Source organism: Paraburkholderia kirstenboschensis (assembly GCF_904848585.1).
GTDB classification, from domain to species: Bacteria; Pseudomonadota; Gammaproteobacteria; order Burkholderiales; family Burkholderiaceae; genus Paraburkholderia; species Paraburkholderia kirstenboschensis.
The window spans coordinates 163,633-182,526 of sequence record NZ_CAJHCR010000005.1; the positions used below are offsets into that span (position 1 = coordinate 163,633).

At 65.6% G+C, this 18,894-nt stretch carries 17 protein-coding genes; 13 read left to right on the top strand and 4 right to left on the bottom strand.

Going from position 1 to position 18,894, the window contains the following annotated elements:
* Nucleotides 1-27: 27 nt before the first annotated feature.
* Complete coding sequence (locus tag JMY24_RS16175; protein WP_201702417.1) at nt 28-1,152, bottom strand: hydantoinase/oxoprolinase family protein; 1,125 nt, start codon at nt 1,150-1,152, stop codon at nt 28-30.
* Entirely contained in the window at nt 1,149-2,309 is a 1,161-nt protein-coding gene (locus JMY24_RS16180; protein WP_201702419.1) for an ATP-grasp domain-containing protein, read from the bottom strand. The genes JMY24_RS16175 and JMY24_RS16180 overlap by 4 nt, the downstream gene beginning before the upstream one ends.
* A gap of 13 nt (nt 2,310-2,322) precedes the next feature.
* On the opposite strand from JMY24_RS16180, the gene JMY24_RS16185 reads away from it, so the two are divergent.
* From JMY24_RS16185 to JMY24_RS16240, 12 genes are all read left to right on the top strand, one after another.
* Entirely contained in the window at nt 2,323-3,069 is a 747-nt protein-coding gene (locus JMY24_RS16185) for a HisA/HisF-related TIM barrel protein (RefSeq protein ID WP_128598740.1), read from the top strand.
* 293 nt (nt 3,070-3,362) lie between these two features.
* Nucleotides 3,363-4,805 (top strand): molybdopterin-binding domain-containing protein, encoded by a 1,443-nt coding sequence (locus JMY24_RS16190; RefSeq protein WP_201702421.1) that lies wholly within the window; start codon nt 3,363-3,365, stop codon nt 4,803-4,805.
* The gene (locus tag JMY24_RS16195; protein WP_201702423.1) at nt 4,802-6,502 is read left to right on the top strand and encodes a formylmethanofuran dehydrogenase subunit A; all 1,701 of its coding nucleotides are present in this window, start codon (nt 4,802-4,804) and stop codon (nt 6,500-6,502) included. Before JMY24_RS16190 ends, JMY24_RS16195 begins: the two co-directional genes overlap by 4 nt.
* A 31-nt stretch (nt 6,503-6,533) precedes the next feature.
* Nucleotides 6,534-7,493, top strand: coding sequence for a formylmethanofuran--tetrahydromethanopterin N-formyltransferase (gene fhcD / locus JMY24_RS16200; protein ID WP_201702566.1), 960 nt, complete (start codon nt 6,534-6,536; stop codon nt 7,491-7,493).
* Complete coding sequence (locus tag JMY24_RS16205; protein WP_201702426.1) at nt 7,490-8,344, top strand: formylmethanofuran dehydrogenase subunit C; 855 nt, start codon at nt 7,490-7,492, stop codon at nt 8,342-8,344. The genes fhcD and JMY24_RS16205 overlap by 4 nt, the downstream gene beginning before the upstream one ends.
* A 15-nt stretch (nt 8,345-8,359) precedes the next feature.
* On the top strand, nt 8,360-8,923 hold the full coding sequence (locus JMY24_RS16210) for a cytochrome b (RefSeq protein ID WP_128598788.1): 564 nt from the start codon (nt 8,360-8,362) through the stop codon (nt 8,921-8,923).
* 35 nt (nt 8,924-8,958) lie between these two features.
* The gene (locus tag JMY24_RS16215; RefSeq protein WP_201702574.1) at nt 8,959-9,960 is read left to right on the top strand and encodes an alpha/beta fold hydrolase; all 1,002 of its coding nucleotides are present in this window, start codon (nt 8,959-8,961) and stop codon (nt 9,958-9,960) included.
* A complete protein-coding gene (gene pqqB, locus JMY24_RS16220) occupies nt 9,957-10,877 on the top strand; it encodes a pyrroloquinoline quinone biosynthesis protein PqqB (RefSeq protein ID WP_128596575.1) in 921 nt (306 codons plus the stop codon). The genes JMY24_RS16215 and pqqB overlap by 4 nt, the downstream gene beginning before the upstream one ends.
* 43 nt (nt 10,878-10,920) lie before the next feature.
* Complete coding sequence (gene pqqC, locus JMY24_RS16225) at nt 10,921-11,718, top strand: pyrroloquinoline-quinone synthase PqqC (protein ID WP_128596574.1); 798 nt, start codon at nt 10,921-10,923, stop codon at nt 11,716-11,718.
* The gene (gene pqqD / locus JMY24_RS16230) at nt 11,715-11,984 is read left to right on the top strand and encodes a pyrroloquinoline quinone biosynthesis peptide chaperone PqqD (RefSeq protein WP_128596573.1); all 270 of its coding nucleotides are present in this window, start codon (nt 11,715-11,717) and stop codon (nt 11,982-11,984) included. The genes pqqC and pqqD overlap by 4 nt, the downstream gene beginning before the upstream one ends.
* A gap of 4 nt (nt 11,985-11,988) precedes the next feature.
* The gene (gene pqqE / locus JMY24_RS16235; protein WP_128596572.1) at nt 11,989-13,191 is read left to right on the top strand and encodes a pyrroloquinoline quinone biosynthesis protein PqqE; all 1,203 of its coding nucleotides are present in this window, start codon (nt 11,989-11,991) and stop codon (nt 13,189-13,191) included.
* A gap of 83 nt (nt 13,192-13,274) precedes the next feature.
* Nucleotides 13,275-13,937, top strand: a complete 663-nt coding sequence (locus JMY24_RS16240) for a response regulator (RefSeq protein WP_128596571.1) — start codon at nt 13,275-13,277, stop codon at nt 13,935-13,937.
* Here the strand turns inward: JMY24_RS16240 and JMY24_RS16245 are convergent.
* Nucleotides 13,907-14,929, bottom strand: coding sequence for a histidine kinase (locus JMY24_RS16245; protein WP_128596570.1), 1,023 nt, complete (start codon nt 14,927-14,929; stop codon nt 13,907-13,909). The two genes, JMY24_RS16240 and JMY24_RS16245, sit on opposite strands and share 31 nt — an antisense overlap.
* Nucleotides 14,930-15,133: 204 nt before the next feature.
* Between JMY24_RS16245 and JMY24_RS16250 the strand changes: the two genes are divergently transcribed.
* Nucleotides 15,134-17,581, top strand: a complete 2,448-nt coding sequence (locus tag JMY24_RS16250; protein WP_128596569.1) for a TonB-dependent receptor — start codon at nt 15,134-15,136, stop codon at nt 17,579-17,581.
* Nucleotides 17,582-17,655: 74 nt separating this feature from the next.
* Here the strand turns inward: JMY24_RS16250 and JMY24_RS16255 are convergent, their stop codons facing one another.
* Entirely contained in the window at nt 17,656-18,777 is a 1,122-nt protein-coding gene (locus tag JMY24_RS16255; RefSeq protein WP_201702431.1) for a YVTN family beta-propeller repeat protein, read from the bottom strand.
* Between the last annotated feature and the right edge of the window lie 117 nt (nt 18,778-18,894).

An 18,894-nucleotide genomic window follows, 5' to 3' on the forward strand; every position in this document is an offset into this window, starting at 1 on the left:
CCGCCTCCTTCGAATATGTTGCGTGGTTCACGCGGCCCGTGTAGCCGCATCGACACTTTGAACGCCGTCGCCAGCCTGCGCATAACGCGTCGCCGCGAGCAGCCCCACCGCCACGCTCGGCGCGCAAGTCGCTGCCCAGTCGGACTGATCGGCCGCGCCTCCCGCCAGCGTGCCGAAATCCATATAGCCGCGCGCCTCTTCACGCGCGAGCGCCGCCACCAGAAAGCGTCCGCAGCCGGCGCCTACGAGCGGTGCGGTCGCAAGCTCGGGGTGGGCCGCCGTCACGCGCGTCAGGTTCGCGCCGATCTCGCGCAGTTGCAGCTCGCGCCAGCGCTGCGCGAACGCGCGCCATTCGGCGGGGCTCGCTTCGTGCGCGTCGCGGCCGATCATCCGCGCGAGCCGCCTTCTGCTCGCAAGTTCGTTTTTCGGGCCGTTGTCGGCGCTCGGGTAAAGGTCGTATTGCGGCGCGAGTTCGCCCGTGAGCCGGTACACGTCCGCCGTGGTCGCGAACCATTCGTTCATCACGTTGACCGCCGCGCCGCCGAACTCGATGCGCTGCGCGATCCCGCACAGCGGCGTGCGCACGACTCCCTGATAGACGAGCTCACCGGTGGCGAGCCGCCCGGCATCCGTCGATGCGCGCGCAACGACTCGCCCGTTCGCAAGCGGAATGATGTCGGTCGTCGTGCTGCCGATGTCGATCAGCAGCGCATTGGCTACGCGCGTAGCTATCCAGCGAGCGGTCGCCAGCCAGTTCGCCGACGCGACGCTGCGCCAGCCGGCCGCGCAGGTCTGCGCCGTCAGCCAGCCGGCCTCGCCCGCATAGAACGCGACGCGCGGCCCGAGCCGCTGCGCGAGCGCTGCGGCGATTGCCCGCACGCCTTGTGCTCGGTCCTCGAAAAGATCGACCATCTCGCCCGTCATCGTCACGGCGTGCCGCGCCGCGTAGGTTTTCGCGACCGGCCAGCGTTCGAACACGAGGTCGATGGTGCGCTCCAGATGTTCGAGCCCTTGCCACAACGGGCAGGCCCACTGCGCGACGTCGAGCACGACGCCGCTCGCATCGGTCATCGACACTTTGACGTGCGCGCCGCCGACGTCCCAGCCGAACACCGGCGCACCGCCCACGGAGTTCATGCGCGGCGCGTTCATGGCCGAGCTCCGCAAAGAGGCCGGGCGTCGTACCCGCGCGCCGCCGCGGCCGTAGATCGGCCTGCGGTCGCCGATCCGCCGGATCCGCCCGATCCGCCCGATGCGCCCGACCCGCGCGACTCACCTGACTGGCCTGTTCCACCTGTTTCGCCTGTTTCGCCCGCTCGAACCCGCACGCCATGCGCCGCCAGCAACGCCGCCGCGAGATTGCCGCCAAGTGCGGCGGAAAGGCCTGCATAAGCCACGGTCAGGCGCGGATTCACTTCGATGACGACCGGCCCACGCGACGGATGCCATACCACGTCGATGCCCGCAAAGCCGCGCAGTCCCGGCATCGCCGCCCCGACGCGTTTCGCAAGCTCGCGCAGCGTCTCGCCCTGCTCGCCCGTCGTGTCGATCTGATTGACCGCCACGCCGTCGAATTCGACGATGCGCGCATGCTGCCCCGGCGCCTTGCCTTCGCTCAAGCCAATCTGCTGCCGGTTGATGCTGACCAGTTCGACGCGCTCGCTGTTGCAGATCAGAGAAAGACTTAGCGGCTCGCCGTCGACCCACTCCTGCAACACCGGATTGCGCCCCTGCGCCGCGCGTGCGTCGAATTCGGCGCAAGCTTGCGCGAAATCGTCGAACAGGAATGTGTCGAGTCCGCCCGCGCCGTCGTCGGGTTTGACGACCCATTTGTTGCCTGTGTGGGTCACCGCCTGGCCGGGTTCAATGGCCGGCGTGGTCGCGATGCCGTGCGCCGCGAGACAGGCCGCCGTCGCGCTCTTGCTCGACGCGACTCGAATCGCCTCTTTCGCGCAGCCGAGCCAGCGCGCCGCACCGACCGCGTCGTACAGATGCAGCAGCAAGCCGTCGCATTCCGGCGCGACGATGCATGCGTAGTCATGCTCGCGGGCCGCGCGCGCGACGAAGGCCGTCATCGATTCGCCGGGCGCGGCCATACAATGAGCAAGCGCGGGATCGACGGTCTCGAAGCGCGAGCTCGCAAAGCTGACCTGCACGCCGTCGAGTTCGCGCAGGTCCGCGACTAGCGCGTCGCGCATCACGCGGCCTTCGACGATCAGCGCGCTCAGGTCGGCGAGGCTGCCCGCGCCGGCAAGCGCGGGGTCGATGCCGCCGCCGGTGAGATACTCGAAGACAAAGATCTTGATCAAAGGATGCGCCCCTATGCAGGTGATACCGGTTCTCGATCTGCTCGACGGCCACGTCGTTCGCGCGGTGCGCGGCGAACGGACTGCCTATCTGCCGATACGCTCGTCGCTGGCGGCCTCCAGCGAGCCGCTTGCCATCGCCCGCGCGCTGCTTGCTGCGAGCGGCGCGCGCACGCTCTATATCGCCGACCTCGGCGCCATCCTTCAACAGGGCGCTCACGTTCAAACGCTCGCTGCTTTGCGTGCCGCGCTGTCCGGCATCGACATCTGGCTCGACGCCGGCTACTCCGACTACGCGTCGATGCTCGCGCTCTTCGATCGTATCGACGCAGGCAACCGGCCCGCGACCCACGATCTGGCGACGCTCGTGCCGGTGTTCGGCACCGAATCGCTGCAAGACCCGCAAGCCCTGCGCGCCGCCGAAACCGCCGGGTTCTCGCCGCTCCTCTCACTCGACCATCGCGCCGGTCAACTGCTGACAGCCACAACACCTTGCGAAATCTCGAAGCTCACGCCCGCCTGGTGGCCGCGCAGAGTCATCGCGATGACGCTCGATCAGGTTGGCAGCTACGACGGCCCTGATCTCGCCACCTTCGAGCACATTCGCGCCAATGCTCCAGCCCATACGGACGTGATCGGCGCGGGCGGGATTCGCCATCGCGACGACATCGAGGCGGCGGCTCGCACTGGTGCAAGCGCGTGGCTCGTGGCGTCGGCGCTGCACGACGGCCGCGTCGGCATGCCGCTCGCCGCGTCGACGTAGGCGAGCAAAACAAGTTCCATGCCAATCGGCGAACGAGGTGTCGTGGTAAACAAACGGCAAGCTTTGCCGAGCTTTAGCGAGCCGCGCGTGACACTCTGCTCCAGAACGACACACAACCTGTGCGCTGCGTCAGACTTGCGCGACGCCGTGGCGACCCGTCGACGCCAGACGCGCGTCGCCCAGTCTCCGCGATCCTTCAAGCGAGACGTTGCATAGGCCGCGGGGGCGCTGACTGCAGCCGTTCACGCTGCGCACTCCAACGCTTCGGCATGGAGCTTGCTAAATGTCGCCCCATGCACCTCTCGCCCACTGACCCGTCGACGACCATGCCATCAGGCGCGGCCCACGTGCCCGCCGCGTCGATCACACGCGACTGGACCTGCCCGTTCTGTCCGCTGCTATGCGACGACCTCGCGATCGAATCGCGTGGCGACGCGACGCTCGCCGTACAGAACACCGACTGCCCTCGCCTTTTGCAAGCGCTCACGTGCTACGGCGCGGCGGATGCGCAATGCCGTGCGAGCGTCGACGGACACGACGTGGAACTCGACGAAGCGCTCACCCGTGCGGTGCAGATTCTGTCGTCGGCCAGGCGTCCGCTGTTCGGCGCATTGACGACCGACGTGGCCGGCGCCCGCGCGCTGTACACGCTTGCTGCAAGCTGCGGCGCGATCCTCGATCATCAGCATGGCGACGCGATGAGCGCGGCCACGCTCGCCTTGCAGGACCGCGGCTCGTTCTTCACGACGCTTTCCGAAGTGCGCTCCCGCGCCGATCTGCTCGTATTTTTCGGCTGTCAGCCGTCGCGCCGCTATCCGCGCTTCTTCGCCCGCACGATTGAAGGGACCGAGACCGCGCGCGAACTGGTGTTCGTCGGCTGCGAGTCCGATCCGGCGGCGAGCCGCCTCGCGAACACGCGGATCGAGTCGATCCTGCCGGACGCCGATCCGTTCGATACGCTCGCGCTGTGGTCCACCATCAGCGACGCGCGCTCGCCAAATGTATTCCCTGAAGACATTGCAGACGCACAGGACTCGAAGCAGTCACTCGCCCTGTTGCAGGCGCTTCAGGCTCGCATTGCGGCGGCGCGCTACACCGTGTTCGTCTATGAGCCTGCTTCGTTGCCCGCCCCGCATGCGGCACTGCTGATCGAAGCGCTGAACCGGATCGTCAAGGCGTCGAATCTGACCTCGCGCGCAGGCGGCCTCGCGCTCGGCGGCGATGACGGCGCGCTGAGCGTCAACCAGACTGTCACGTGGCTCTCCGGGCTGCCGCTTCGCACGCGCGTGTCGACGCCGGCACGCACCGCGGGCACCGCGCCGCTCGATCACGACCCGTATCGCTATCGCACCGAAAGACTGCTCGCCGATGGCGAAATCGACGCGCTGCTCTGGGTCGCGAGTTTCGCGCCGCCCGCGTGGCCGCAAGCACTGCCTCAAAACCTGCCGACGATCGTGCTCGGCCACCCCGCTCTCGCGCAGACCGCGTCGGCGCGTGGCGAGGGCACCGTGTTCATTCCGGTCGCCACGCCTGGCGTCGATAGCGGCGGGCATCTGTTCCGGGTGGACAACTCGGTGGTGATGCCGCTCGCCGCCGCTCGCGGCGCGGCGCTTGTCACGGTCGCGACCGTCGCGGCGCAGCTTGCCGCGCGTATGCGCACACCTTTCTCCGCGTCTTTCTCGACACCCTCGTCCGCGCCTTCCTTCGGGCAGCCCGCCGCACAGGTGCCGCCATGACGCTGATCCGGCTCAAGGGCGGCACGGTTTTCGATCCGGCCAACGGCGTCGATGGCGAGCGCCGCGACCTGGCCATTCGCGACGGCCGCATCGTCGATGTCCCTGCCAACGTTCCAGCCGACAGCGAATACGACGCCACCGGCATGATCGTGATGGCGGGCGGCATCGACATGCATTCGCATATTGGCGGCGGCAAGACCAATCTGTCGCGCCTTCTGCTGCCCGAGGATCATCGCGACGACCCTGCGCGCGATGCAGCCTATGAGTCCGTGCAGGACGCGAACGGCCGCTATCTGAGGCTGCCTTCGTGCGGCGTCTGCGCGCCTGGCACGCTGGCAACCGGCTACCGCTACGCGGAAATGGGCTACACCGCAGCGTTCGAGCCGGCGATGATGCCGTCCAACGCGCGGCACACGCACCTTGAGATGGGCGACACGCCGATCATCGATCACGGCGCCTACGTGATGCTCGGCAACGACGAACTGTTCCTGCAGATGCTCGCCGCGCGCGACGACTTCGAGCGCCTGCGCGACTACGTCGGCTGGACGATCCATGCGAGCAAGGCGCTCGGCGTGAAGGTCGTGAATCCGGGTGGCATTTCCGCCTTCAAGTTCAACCAGCGCGCGTTGAATGTCGACGAGCCGCACGTGCATTACGGCATCACGCCGCGCGACGTGCTGCACACGTTGACGCGCGCGCTGACGGAGTTGCGGGTGCCGCATCCGCTGCATGTGCATGCGAGCAATCTGGGTGTGCCAGGCAACATCGATTCGACCATCGCGACGATGGATGCCGCCGACGGTCTCCCCGTGCACCTCACGCATATTCAGTTTCACAGCTATGGCGTGGAAGGGCCGCTGAAATTCTCGTCGGGCGCGCGCCGCATCGCGGAAGCCGTGAACGCGCGGCCGAACGTGTCGATCGACGTCGGCCAGATCATCTTCGGCCAGACCGTGACGGCCTCCGGCGACACGATGATGCAGTTCCGCAACGCGCCGTTCGCCCGGCCGCATAAGTGGGTGGTGGGCGATATCGAATGCGATGCGGGCTGCGGCGTGGTGCCGTTCCGCTATCGCGAGCAGAGCTTTGTGAATGCGTTGCAGTGGATTATCGGGCTGGAGATTTTTCTTCTCGTGGACGACCCGTGGCGCGTCGCCATGACCACCGATCATCCCAACGGCGGCCCGTTCACGAGCTATCCGCATCTGATTCGTCTTTTGATGGACAAATCGTTTCGCGACGAACAGTTGGCGAAGCTCCATGCCGACGCGCAAGTGGCCAGCGCTTTACCGCAATTGACACGCGAGTTCTCGCTGTACGAGATCGCGATCATCACACGTGCGGGACCGGCGCGCCTGCTCGGCTTGCGCGACCGCGGTCACCTGGGCGTGGGCGCGGCGGCGGACATCGCCGTGTATCGCGACGATCCGGATCGCGAGCGGATGTTCACGTCGCCCGCTTACGTGTTCAAGGACGGCGAACTGGTCGCGCGCGACGGCACGCTCGTCGCGACGCCGACGGGCGGCATTCACTTCGTGTCGCCCGAATTCGACCGTGGCATCGAGAAGCGGATACGCGCCTACAGCGAAAAAAATCTCGCGAGCAACTTCGCGCATTCAGCGATCAGCGACGACGAAATCTGCAACTGCTGCCGCGGCGGCAAGCTGCTGCCCGTCGAATGCTTTGCGCACGGTTGACATGGCTGACCCGAACGGCGACCCGCACACGATGAGCGACACGGCGACCCTGCAGATCAACGGCACCACGATCGACGCCACCTTCGCGGAAGCATTTCCGATGAAGGCGACGCGGCTCGTCATCACCGCGCATACGCCGGCGTGGGCGATGAACGCGGCGCGCTCGCTGACGGGTTTTGCGACCTCGGTGATCGGTTGCGGCTGCGAGGCCGGCATCGAACGCACGCTGGAAGGCGACGAAACACCAGATGGACGGCCGGGCGCCGCCGTGCTGCTGTTCGCGGTGTCGTCGAAGGAGTTGGCAAAGCAGATCGAACGGCGCGTCGGGCAATGCGTGCTCACGTGCCCGACCACCGCCGTGTATCGCGGCATCGACCCGCAAACGAGCCGCGCGCCGCTTTCCGATCTCGCACCGCTCGGTAAAAACCTGCGCTTTTTCGGCGACGGCTGGCAGATCTCGAAGATGCTCGGCGACACGCGCTACTGGCGAGTGCCGGTGATGGACGGCGAATTCGTCTGCGAGGAAACCGCGCCCACCGTGAAGGCCGTGGGCGGCGGCAATCTGATTTTTCTCGCACGCGATATCGACGCGGCGCTAGCCGCTGCCGAAGCGGCCGTCGCCGCGATGCGCATGCTGCCTAACGTGATCATGCCGTTTCCAGGCGGCGTCGTGCGTTCAGGTTCGAAGGTCGGCTCGAAATACAAAGGCGCCACGGCGTCCACGAACGACGCGTTCTGTCCGACGCTCGCGGGCCTGTCGGCGCGCAGCGAACTGAGCGCGGAAGTGGGCTGCGCGCTCGAAATCGTGATCGACGGGCTCACCGAAGCGGACGTCGGCGCGGCAATGACGGCGGGCATCGTCGCAGCCGCCGGACTCGGACGCGCGGCGGGCCTGCTTCGGGTTTCGGCGGGCAATTACGGCGGCAAACTCGGTCCCTACCACTTCCATCTTCACCAACTTGCGGCCGGTCTCGGCGGGAGCGGCGCATGAGTGTCGTGACCACGTTGCGCGTCAAGACGGCGCCGGGTTTTCGCGTCGACGCATCTGCGTTGCTGCCGGGAACGCTCGCGGCGCTCTCCATCGCGGACGTCGAGCGCATCGTGCTGCCCGCGGGCAACGACAGTTGCGCGGTCGGCGATGTATTCGACGTCTCGCGCAGCGGCGATGCGGCGGCGTCGGAAGAAGCGGATCAGGGCGGCGCCGACGCGGCACTCGTGATCGAAGACGCCGTACCGTGGCTCGACCGCATCGGTGCGCGAATGACGCAAGGCCACTTGATCGTGGGCGGTTCGGTGGGCGATCAATGCGGCTTTCAGATGGCCGGCGGCGTGTTGCGGATCGACGGCGACGCGGGCCACTTCACCGCCTGCGAAATGCGCGGCGGACGGCTGACGGTGGCGGGCAATTGCGGCGATTTCGCGGCGGGCGCGCTCGCCGGCGACATGGAAGGCATGACGGGCGGCACGCTGACGGTTCACGGTAACGCGGGCGCGCGGCTCGCCGACCGGATGCGCCGCGGGCTCGTGCTGGTCGGCGGCAATGCGGGCGACTTCGCGGCGTCGCGGCTCGTGGCGGGCACCATCGGCATCGCCGGTCAACTGGGCGCACATTATGCGTATGGGATGAGGCGCGGAACCCTGCTGCTCGCACAGCGTCCCACCAGTGTGCCGCCTACCTTCACCGAAGGCGGCCGAGGTTTCGACGTTTTCTGGGCGCTACTCGTGCGCAGTCTCGCGGGCGAAATCGCGCCGTTCTCACAGTGGCGCGCGGCCGGGTTGCCGCGCCGCTACGCAGGCGACGTCGCCGTCGACGGACGGGGCGAAATACTCGTGGTGGGCTAACCGGAGGAGGCTGACATGACGACTGCGCATTCTTCTTCCGAGCCCTCTCGCGCCAGCCCAACGCCGCGTTATGCCGGCTCGATGATCGCGCTGCATTGGCTGATCGCCTTCGGCATCATCGGCCTGCTCGCACTCGGGCTGTATATGGTCGGACTGCCGAAGGGCCTGCCCGTCAAGGCGACGCTTCTGAACCTTCACAAGTCCATCGGACTCACGGTTTTCCTGCTGGTGCTTCTACGCATCGTGGCGCGTGTGGCCTTTCACCGGCCGCCCCTGCCGCCGATGCGACCGTGGCAACGCGCCGCCGCGCGCACTACGCAGGGCCTTTTATACGTGGCAATGGTGGCAATGCCTTTGTCGGGCTATCTGGGCTCGTCGTTCAACCGCTATGGAACGCGTTTCTGGGGCATCCCGCTGCCGAAGTGGGGCTGGGACGACGCCGGGTTGCGCGAACTGTTCTTCGGCATTCACGAAGCGACCGCCTATGTGCTGATCGCGCTGATCGCGTTGCATGTGGCGGGCGCGCTCAAGCATCAATGGATCGACCGCGACAATCTGCTCGCGAGGATGTTGCCATGAGGCGGCCCCGTTCAGACACGCACACGCACACACGCATGCGCCCGCAGCACGGCTCGCCGCCAGCGCCGCCGACTGTGCACGCGCTGCGCACGCGCGAAGCCCAGTGCGTGTCGTTCATGGTTGCCGGAGCCGCCGGCGGCGTGCCGGTCGTCGTATTGCACGGTGGTCCCGGCAGCGGCAGCCAGCCCGACGCAACGCGGCTCTTCGACTTGACGCGCTTCAGAGTCGTGCTGATCGATCAGCGCGGCACTGGACGCTCGACGCCGCGCGGCGGCGTGCGCCATAACCGCACCGACCGGCTGATCGAAGACATTGAAGCAGTGCGCGTACGGCTCGGCATAGAACGGTGGGGCGTGCTCGGCGGCTCGTGGGGCGCGGCTCTCGCGCTCGCGTATGCGGGGCGGCATCCGCAATCGGTGACGGGCGTGGTGCTGCGCGGCCTCTTTCTCACATCGGCGCGCGAGGTTCGCGGCCTGTTCGTCACATCGCGCAAGCGCGCTCCGCATGCATGGACGAAGCTGTGTGCCGCCGCGGGTTGCACGCTGCCTGCCGGATTGCTCGCGCGCTGCGCCGCCCGCTTGCAACACGGCGGCGCGAGCGACGCGCAGCAGCGGGCGCTCGCGCTCGCGTGGCGCGGCTATGAAAACGCGGTGCTGGCCAGTGCTGGCGCGCGACGCAAGCTCGTGCCAGCCAGAAGTTCACACAAGGAAAGCCGCAAGCTGGTCGACAAATACCGCATTCAGGCTCATTACCTGACGCATCGCTGCTGGCTTGGAGAGACGCGGCTGCTGTCGCTCGCGCGCCTCGCCGCTGCGTCCGGTGTGCCGCTTGCCGCCGTGCACGGCTCGCGCGATCCGGTGTGTCCGCCGGTCAATCTGCGGCGGCTCACACGGGCCGTGCCCGCCGCGCACGTCGAATGCGTACGTGCGGGGCACCTGGCAAGCGATCCCGCGTTGCGCGAGCACGTGGCCCACGCGCTCGCGGCAATGTTCCTTCCATCTACTCACGAGGGGCGCACGTTGCGCCGCGCGGCATGAAAATCAAGGTAATGGGCTCATCGGCGGGTGGCGGCTTTCCGCAATGGAACTGCAACTGCCGCAATTGCGACGGCGTGCGGCGCGGCACGCTGAAGGCAACGCGCCGCACTCAATCGTCGATTGCGATCAGCGCGAACGGCGAGGACTGGCTGCTCGTCAATGCGTCGCCCGATCTGCTCGCACAAATTGCCGCAAACCCCGAACTTCAACCGGCTCGACGCGCGCGCGACAGCGGCATTGCCGCGGTGCTCGTCATCGACGCGCAGATCGATCACGTCACCGGCCTGTTGATGCTGCGCGAGCGCGACACGCCGCTGCCGCTCTACGCGACCGATGCCGTCTGGCAAGACCTGACGAGCGGCTTTCCGATCGCGCCGATGCTCTCGCACTACTGCGGCGTCGAACATTGCCGCATCGCTTTGGACGGCGCGCCGCTCGCCGTCGACGCGCTACCCGGCCTGGAGATCCACGCGTTGCCGCTCTCCAGCAAGGCGCCGCCCTACTCGCCGCATCGCAACGCGCCGGAGCGCGGCGACAACATCGGGCTCGTCATCACCAACCGGCAAACAGGCAATCGCGTGTTCTATGCACCGGGCCTCGGCGCGATCGAAACACACGTGCTCGATGCGATGCGCGACGCGGATCTGCTGCTCGTCGACGGCACGCTGTGGACCGCCGATGAAATGATCCGCCTCGGCCTCTCGAAGAAAACCGCGGCGGATATGGGTCATCTGCAGCAATCCGGCCCCGGTGGCATGATCGAAGTACTGGACTCGCTTGCCGGGCTGCAGGTCCGCAAGGTACTCATCCACATCAACAACACGAATCCGATTCTCGTCGAGGATGGTGCCGAGCGCCGCATCCTCACGGAGCACGGCATTGAAGTTGCGTACGACGGCATGACGTTCGAACTATGAAGCGCGCGCAAGAAGCATTGACGGCGCACGAACCGGAGATCGCATGAACGCGAAAGACACCTTGAGCACAGCACCGCGCGACGCCGCCCAGAGCGGCGAAAAGCACGGCGGCGAAAAGCACGGCGGCGAAAAGCACGGCGGCGAAAAGCCCGGCGGCGAAGCCTGGACGCGCGAGGAATTCGAAGCGCAGCTACGCGCGAAGGGCACGGCGTATCACATTCACCATCCGTTCAATGTGAAGATGAATAGCGGCGGCTGCTCGCGCGAACAGATTCGCGGCTGGGTCGCGAACCGCTTCTATTACCAGATCAATATTCCGCTGAAAGACGCGGCGGTGCTGTCGAACTGTCCGGATCGCGAGACGCGCCGCCGCTGGGTGCTGCGCATTCTCGATCACGACGGCTACGGCGGCGAGGAAGGCGGCATAGAAACATGGGCGCGTCTTGGCGACGCGGTCGGCCTATCGCGCGACGAACTGTGGTCGCTCAAGCATGTGACGCCGGGCGTGCGCTTTGCCGTCGACGCGTACGTGAATTTCGCGCGCCGTGCGCCATGGCAGGAATCGGTGTGTTCGTCGCTGACGGAAATGTTCGCGCCGCAGGTGCATCGCGACCGGCTCGCAAGCTGGCCCGAACACTATCCGTGGATCGAAGCTTCCGGCCTTGCTTATTTCCGCTCACGCATTACGCTCGCGCAGCGCGACGTTGAGCACGGTCTCGAAGTCACGCTCGACCATTTCACGCGTCGCGAACAGCAGGAACGTGCGCTCGAAATTCTGCAATTCAAGCTCGACATTCTGTGGACCATGCTGGACTCGATCGAAAAGGCTTTTCCGCAATGAACGACATGTCCAACGCGGAACGTCCCGCGCTCAACAAGCTGTTTCGCCTGCAATGGGAACCGGCGCAAGACGCTCACGTGCTGCTCTATCCGGAAGGGATGGTGAAGCTCAACCAGAGCGCGGCGGAGATTCTCAAACGGTGCGACGGCACGCGCGACATGAAGGCGCTGATTGCCGATCTGGAGCAGGCGTTCAACGCCACCGGACTCGGTCCCGAAGTGCGCGCATTCGTCGCCGAAGCGCATTCACGTGGATGGCTGGAGTAGCGCGATGACCGACCTTTCGCAACCCGTTGCCGACGCACGGTCTCAAGCCGTGCCGGACGGCGTCGCGCCGCCGCTGTGGCTGCTCGCGGAGTTGACCTACCGCTGCCCGCTGCATTGCGCGTTCTGCTACAACCCGGTCGACTACACCGACCACAGTCGTGAACTCAGCACCGAGCAATGGCTCGGCGTGCTGCGCGACGCGCGCGCGCTCGGCGCCGCGCAACTCGGGTTTTCGGGCGGTGAACCGCTAGTGCGCGACGATCTGGAAGTGCTCGTCGAAGAAGCACGGCGGCTAGGGTTCTATACGAATCTGATCACCTCCGGCGTCGGTTTGACTGACAAGCGCCTCGGCGATCTGAAGGCAGCCGGCCTCGATCACATCCAGTTGTCGTTTCAGGATTCGACACAGGAACTCAACGACTTTCTGAGCAGCACGCGCACGTTCGATCTCAAACAGCGGGTTGCCGCGTCGATCAAGCGGCACGGCTTTCCAATGGTGCTGAACTGCGTGCTGCATCGCTACAACCTTCCGCACGTCGATAAGATCATCGACATGGCGCTCGCGATGGGCGCCGAGTATCTGGAGCTCGCGAACACGCAGTACTACGGCTGGGCGCACCACAATCAGGCTCAACTGATGCCGACGCGCGAGCAGCTCGAAGAAGCGGAAGCCGTGGTGGAGCGTTACCGACGCACGCATGGCGACCGGTGCAAGATCTTCTTCGTCGTGCCTGACTACTTCGAACGACGCCCGAAGCGCTGCATGAACGGCTGGGGCGCGGTCTTCCTTGGCGTGGCGCCCGACGGTGCAGCGCTGCCGTGTCACGCCGCGCGAGGTCTGCCCGGACTCGTGCTGCCAAACGTGAAAGAAATGCCGCTGCGCGAGATCTGGTACCACAGCGACGCGTTCAACCGCTTTCGCGGTCTGCAGTGGATGAAGGAGCCGTGCCGCAGTTGCGAGGAGAAGGAGCGCGATCTCGGCGGCTGTCGCTGCCAGGCGTATCTGCTCACCGGCGACGCAGCCAATGCCGACCCGGTTTGCGACAAGTCGCCGTCGCATGAAAAAGTGGTGAACGTGACGCGCCTGGCGGCAATGGCAAGCACACCGCGCGAGCAACCGATCCTGTTTCGTAACGACGCGAACTCGCGCAAGCTTCTGGCGGCGCAAGCGGCGGATAAGCCGCAAGACGGCGGCGATTGCAAGTAAGTTGCAGGAGACGGTACTGCAGGGAACCGGAGTTACGCGCTGAAGTGCGAACTCTGATCGACCGCGTTGCATGGAGGCTGAGCATGGCAGGGGCGGAAATTTCAGTGTTGCTCGTCGACGATCACGCCGTGGTGCGCGAAGGCTACCGGCGTCTGCTCGAAGTGAATGCCGACGTGCACGTGTGCGGCGAGGCGGCCGACGCCACGCTCGCCTATCAGCGCTTCTGTGCGCTGCGGCCCGATGTCGTCGTGATGGACGTGTCGCTGCCGGGAGCAAGCGGCATCGAGGCGATGCGGCGCATGCTCGCGCGCGAGCCCGATGCCCGGGTGCTGATTTTCAGCGTGCATGAAGAAGCGATTTTCGTGCGCCGCGCACTCGACGCCGGCGCACTCGGCTATGTGACCAAGGCCAGCGCGCCCGATGTGCTCGTGGAAGCGGTTCGCACCATCGCAAGGCGCGCGAGCTATCTGAGCCCCGACATCTCGCAGGCGCTCGCGCTGCGCAACGCATTCAGCGAAGGCCCGCCCGGGCGGCAGTTATCCGCGCGCGAATTCGAGGTGCTGCGTCTGCTCGTACAGGGTTACACGCTGCCTAGCATCGCCGAAAAACTCGGTCTTAGCCAGAAGACGGTGGCCAATCACCAGTCCGTAATCCGGCAGAAGTTCGGCGCCGACAACGGTGTTCAACTCGCGCAAATGGCAAGCCGCCTCGGTCTTCAGTTCACGGGTTCCGCAAGCCCCGCCTGAGCGGGCACGCGCGCGCAAAACAGGAAGCCGCCTTCGGGCTTGCTCGCCACATGAAACTCGCCGCCGAGCGCCTCGACGCGCTCGCGCATGCCGATCAGACCCAGCCCGTCGCGCGGTGCATCGAGATCGACGCCGGGGCCGTCGTCGGCCATGGTCACGACGATTTCGTCGATCGGTTCGTTCGCCTCTGCAGTTTCTTCCGATATGTGCGCCTCGCGCGGCGCGCGCACCATGAACACCTCCACGCGCGAGTTGCGTGCAAACTTCGAGACGTTCGTCAGCCCTTCCTGCACGAGCCGGTAGAGCGTAATGGTCAACGCGTCACTGAGCCCCGCGTAATCGCCTTCTATCGTCAGCGAGAACGACGCATCGGGCAGCCGCTCGCGCCAGCCGTCGATGCAATGTTCGAGCGCGCTCGGCAAGCCGAATTCGTCGAGACCGATGGGCCGCAGCCGCCGGATCATGCCGCCGATCTGCCGGTACACATGGCTCGCGCTCTGCATCAGACCGAGCGATATGCGATGAACCTCCGGCTCGCGCGCCGCCGACAGATCGCGGATGCGCGCCGCGTCGAGTGAAATTGCGTTCAGGTATTGGCCGAGTTCATCGTGCAGTTCGCGCGCGAGATGACGGCGCTCGATCTCCTGCGCCTGCAACGCCTGATTGGCGAGACGCCGGTTGTCGGCCAGCAGGCGTTCGGCCTGTTTCTCGAGCGCGCGCCGATACGCAAGCTCGCGGCGCGTCTCGCGATAGCGCCGCCACGCGAACCAGGCGAGGCCCATAGCAAGCACGCACAGCGTGCCCGGCAATTCGTCGAGCTGGAAGCGCTCCAGACCTCGCGTCCAGCGATAGGCGCGCTCGCTTGCATCGAACACCGAGCTGAGCACGGCAGCGAGCGTAGTCAGCGCGAGCACACATGCGAGATCGCGCGGAACCGTCGAATGCGGCGGATCGCGGCGCGCTGAGGAAGGTTTCGGGGAATCGCTCGACATCACGTTTGCATTCTACTCAGGCCGGTCGGACACGAAGTCTGGTTGCAACGAGTTAGGGAACGCTTCCTCGCGATTTCGGGAAAAGCTCCCGAGCTTCCGCGCGATGGCGCATGCGAAGCTTTGCACACCTTGAAAGAAAGCGCTACGCATGCCGCAACGCGGCTGCGCCATGAAGAAAGCGTCGCCCCGGCAGGAGACAGAATAATGAATATCGCATCACGCGTGCGCCGCGCCAATACCGTGCTCAAACTGCGGCGGCGTGCCGGCCTTACGCTTGGATTCGGCAGCGCGCTTGCAAGCATTTCGGTCGGCGCGTGGGCTGACGCGCAACCAGCGGTGGGGGCTTCGGCATCGGCTTCGGCTTCGGCTTCGGCTTCGGCTTCGGCTTCGGCTTCGGCTTCGGCTTCGGCTTCGGCTTCGGCATCGGCATCGGCTTCGGCATCGGCATCGGCGGAAGTTGCCGAGACGGCTGCGGACGGAGCGACAATCACGCTCGCGCCCGTCGTGGTAGTCGGCACCACGCCGCTTCTCGGTATCGGCACGCCGCTCGCGCAGGTGCCGGCCAATGTGCAAACGGTCCACGCGCAAGACATCGCGCAGCAGCACCGCAGCACGCTCACCGATTACTTCGCGAAGAATCTGCCGAGCGTCGATATCGCCGACGCGCAAGGCAATCCGTACCAGATGAACGTCAACTATCGCGGCTTCACTGCGTCGCCATTGTTGGGCACACCGCAAGGCATTTCGGTGTTCGTCGACGGCGTGCGCGTGAACGAGCCGTTCGGCGACGTGGTCAACTGGGACGTGCTGCCACAGCAAGCCATCGACACGATTCAACTGATCCCGGGTTCCAATCCGACCTATGGCCTGAACACGCTCGGCGGCGCGCTTGCGATCTCCACGAAGAACGGCAAGACGAGCCCCGGCGGCGAGGCCGAGGTGGCGCTCGGCTCCTGGGGCCGCAAGACCGCGCAGATCGAACAAGGCGGCACGATCGGGCAGAACCTCGACTACTACGTGACCGGCAACGTGGCCAACGACAACGGCTGGGCCGAGCAGAATGCAAGCCGCGTGCGCCAGATCTTCGGCAAGCTGCGTTATACCGATGCGGACACAACGTTGTCACTGTCGGCGGGCGGCGCGGACAACGATCTGCACGGCACGCAGACCATTCCGCGCTCGTTTCTTGGCAACCCGAAGCAGCCTTACACGTATCCCGACCAGAACCTGAACACGGCGGGCTACCTGACGCTCTCCGGCGAACACTACTTCAACGACAACGTAGAACTGAGCGGCAATGTGTACTACCGGCATTTCCGCAACAGCAACCTGAGCAGCAACACCAATCCGAACTTCGGCTCCATCGGGGACGACGGCGACGTCGACACCACGCAGGCGACCAACGAAAAATCAGTGGTCTCGACCGAGAGCTACGGCGCGAGCCTGCAGCTCACGCTGCTCGGCAAACTCGGCGGCATGGAGAACCAGTTCGTGGCCGGCGTGTCGGCGGACATCGCGAATTCGCGCTACACGGAATCGTCGCAAGACGCGGTGTTCACCGACTCGCGCGCGACAGTCGGCATCGGCGATTTCACCCAGCAGACCGCGGCGAAAACGCATAACGGCAACTACGGCATCTACATGCAAGACACGTTGTCGCTGACAAAGCAATGGGCGCTGACGCTTGCGGGACGCTACAACTGGGCCGATGCCACCATCGGCGACTCAAGCGGCCTTCAGCCGCAACTGAACGGACACCATACGTTTTCCCGATTCAATCCGGCAGTCGGAATCAACTGGAATCCGACCTCGGCATTCACGGCCTATGCCACTTATAACGAAGGAATGCGCTCGCCCACCGCGATCGAACTCGCCTGCGCGGACCCCGCCGCGCCCTGCTCGCTGCCGAACGACTTCGTGTCCGACCCGGCGCTGCAACCGGTGATCTCGAAGACCTTCGAGTTCGGCGCGCGCGGACGGGTCGGCCAGGCGACGACATGGAGCGCCGCCGTCTATAGAACGACGCTCGACAACGACATAGAGTTCATCAGCAGCAACGGCGCGGCGAGCAATCGGGGCTTCTTCCAGAACGTCGGCCGCACACGTCGGCAAGGCTTCGAGCTAGCCGGGCGCAGCCAGCTGGGTCCGCTCGCCGTGACGGCAAGCTACAGCTATATCGACGCAACCTACCAGTCGGCCTGGACCGAGAGCAGCCCAAGCAATTCGAGCGCGGACGCGAACGGCAACATCGACGTGAAGCCCGGCGACCATCTTCCCGGAATTCCGGCGAACACGGTCAAGCTGCAGCTCGACTATGCAGCCACCGCGAAGTGGAAGGTTGGCGCGAACCTCACGTGGCGCGGCGGCATCTATGCGCAGGGCGACGAAAACAACCAGGACGTGAACGGCAAGATCGCCGGCTATCTGCTGATCGATCTGGATACGTCCTATCAGGTCACCAAACAGTTGCAGGTCTTCGCGAACATCACGAACCTGCTCGACAAGCGCTATGCGAGCTTCGGCACGCTAGGAGAGAACTTCTTCAACGGCCCCAACCATACGTTCGACGGCGCGAACCCCAGCAACGAGCAGTTCGTCGGCCCGGGCGCGCCGCGCGGGTTCTGGGTCGGCCTGCGCTATGCGTGGAAATGACACGATGCGACACGATGCATACGCGAGGCGGTGACACATGATGGACTCGTCATCGCCTCGCGCATGAACGACAGTCAGCGCGATTCGATCGAGCCGTCGCTATGCGGATAGGTAACGATGCCCCATGCGAGCGGCAACTGGCCGATCTGCGTAATCGGCTGATAGCTGCGCGCGTCGAGCACGTACACCGCGTCGGAGCGCCCGCAGGCCACCAGCAGTTTCGCGCCGTCCGGCGTAAAGCTGAAGTGCCAGCAGCGTTGCCCAACGGGAACGTCGGCGAGATGCTCGTAGCTGTGGCCGTCGAACACCTGGACCGTCTTGTCGCGCGCCGCGGCGACGAAGAGCCTCTTGCCCTCCGGACCGTACGCCACGCCGTATGGACCGAGCTTGGTATCCACGGTTCGGACGACCTTGAACGTGTGCGCGTCGATTACGACGAGCTTGCTCAACGACTCGAGCGTGACCACGTATTCCTTGCCATCCGGCGACAAGCGGATGCCGCGCGGACGCCCGCCTGCCGCGAGCTTCACGGTCCTGAGCGGCGCGCCCGTTCGCGCGTGATAGACGGAGACCGTGTCGTCGCCTTCGTTCGTGACGAGCATGCTCTTGCCGTCGCGTGAAAACTCAATGCCCTCGGTTTCGTGACCGCTCGTCACCGAACGCACCACGCGCCAGGTCTTCATATCGACGATCGCAATCTCGGCGGGCGGCTTGTTCGCATCGTCATCGTCGTCGGCGTGCGGCTTGTTGGCTGGCTCGTTAGCCGGCTTGCCGGGCTGCGCGTTCGCGGCGGGCGGGCCGCCGTCTTCACCCGGCTCGTACGTGACGTACGCGTAGCCGTTGTGCACGCGCACAAACTCCGGATTCTTGCCGATTTTCACGCGCTGCACGACGTCCCCCGAAGCCGTATCGATCACGGCGAGGTCGCCGGTATTCTTGTTGGCCACCAGCAGGCGAGAGCCGTCCGCATTCAGGCTCAACCCGCGCGGGCCGCCCTCACCGACAGGAAATGTCGTCGTTAGCGTCATCTTGTCGAGGTCGATCACACCCACACCGGCCTTCTCGCTCGTCACATAGGCCGTTGGCGCCGCGGCTTGCGCCGGGGCCGCCGCGAGTGCGGCAAAGACAGCCGCGGCAGCCGCGGCTAAAACAATGGGTCGTCCCCCTGTTGCTTTACGAACGCGTGTCTCCAGCATATTTTTGTGCTCCGTTGTGAAAGCGCTGTGCCGCGCAAGCCCGGCATTCAAGCAAAGTAGTTCATTAAGGGAACGTTTGACAACGCAGAGCGGGCAGGAGATTTTCCCGAATTGACT

Coding starts and splice junctions, on each gene's coding strand:
- JMY24_RS16175 (WP_201702417.1), bottom strand. CDS start 1,152: ATGAACGCGCCGCGCATGAACTCCGTGGGCGGTGCGCCGGTGTTCGGC.
- JMY24_RS16185 (WP_128598740.1), top strand. CDS start 2,323: ATGCAGGTGATACCGGTTCTCGATCTGCTCGACGGCCACGTCGTTCGC.
- JMY24_RS16190 (WP_201702421.1), top strand. CDS start 3,363: ATGCACCTCTCGCCCACTGACCCGTCGACGACCATGCCATCAGGCGCG.
- JMY24_RS16195 (WP_201702423.1), top strand. CDS start 4,802: ATGACGCTGATCCGGCTCAAGGGCGGCACGGTTTTCGATCCGGCCAAC.
- fhcD (WP_201702566.1), top strand. CDS start 6,534: ATGAGCGACACGGCGACCCTGCAGATCAACGGCACCACGATCGACGCC.
- JMY24_RS16205 (WP_201702426.1), top strand. CDS start 7,490: ATGAGTGTCGTGACCACGTTGCGCGTCAAGACGGCGCCGGGTTTTCGC.
- JMY24_RS16210 (WP_128598788.1), top strand. CDS start 8,360: ATGACGACTGCGCATTCTTCTTCCGAGCCCTCTCGCGCCAGCCCAACG.
- JMY24_RS16215 (WP_201702574.1), top strand. CDS start 8,959: ATGCGCCCGCAGCACGGCTCGCCGCCAGCGCCGCCGACTGTGCACGCG.
- pqqB (WP_128596575.1), top strand. CDS start 9,957: ATGAAAATCAAGGTAATGGGCTCATCGGCGGGTGGCGGCTTTCCGCAA.
- pqqC (WP_128596574.1), top strand. CDS start 10,921: ATGAACGCGAAAGACACCTTGAGCACAGCACCGCGCGACGCCGCCCAG.
- pqqD (WP_128596573.1), top strand. CDS start 11,715: ATGAACGACATGTCCAACGCGGAACGTCCCGCGCTCAACAAGCTGTTT.
- pqqE (WP_128596572.1), top strand. CDS start 11,989: ATGACCGACCTTTCGCAACCCGTTGCCGACGCACGGTCTCAAGCCGTG.
- JMY24_RS16240 (WP_128596571.1), top strand. CDS start 13,275: ATGGCAGGGGCGGAAATTTCAGTGTTGCTCGTCGACGATCACGCCGTG.
- JMY24_RS16245 (WP_128596570.1), bottom strand. CDS start 14,929: ATGTCGAGCGATTCCCCGAAACCTTCCTCAGCGCGCCGCGATCCGCCG.
- JMY24_RS16250 (WP_128596569.1), top strand. CDS start 15,134: ATGAATATCGCATCACGCGTGCGCCGCGCCAATACCGTGCTCAAACTG.
- JMY24_RS16255 (WP_201702431.1), bottom strand. CDS start 18,777: ATGCTGGAGACACGCGTTCGTAAAGCAACAGGGGGACGACCCATTGTT.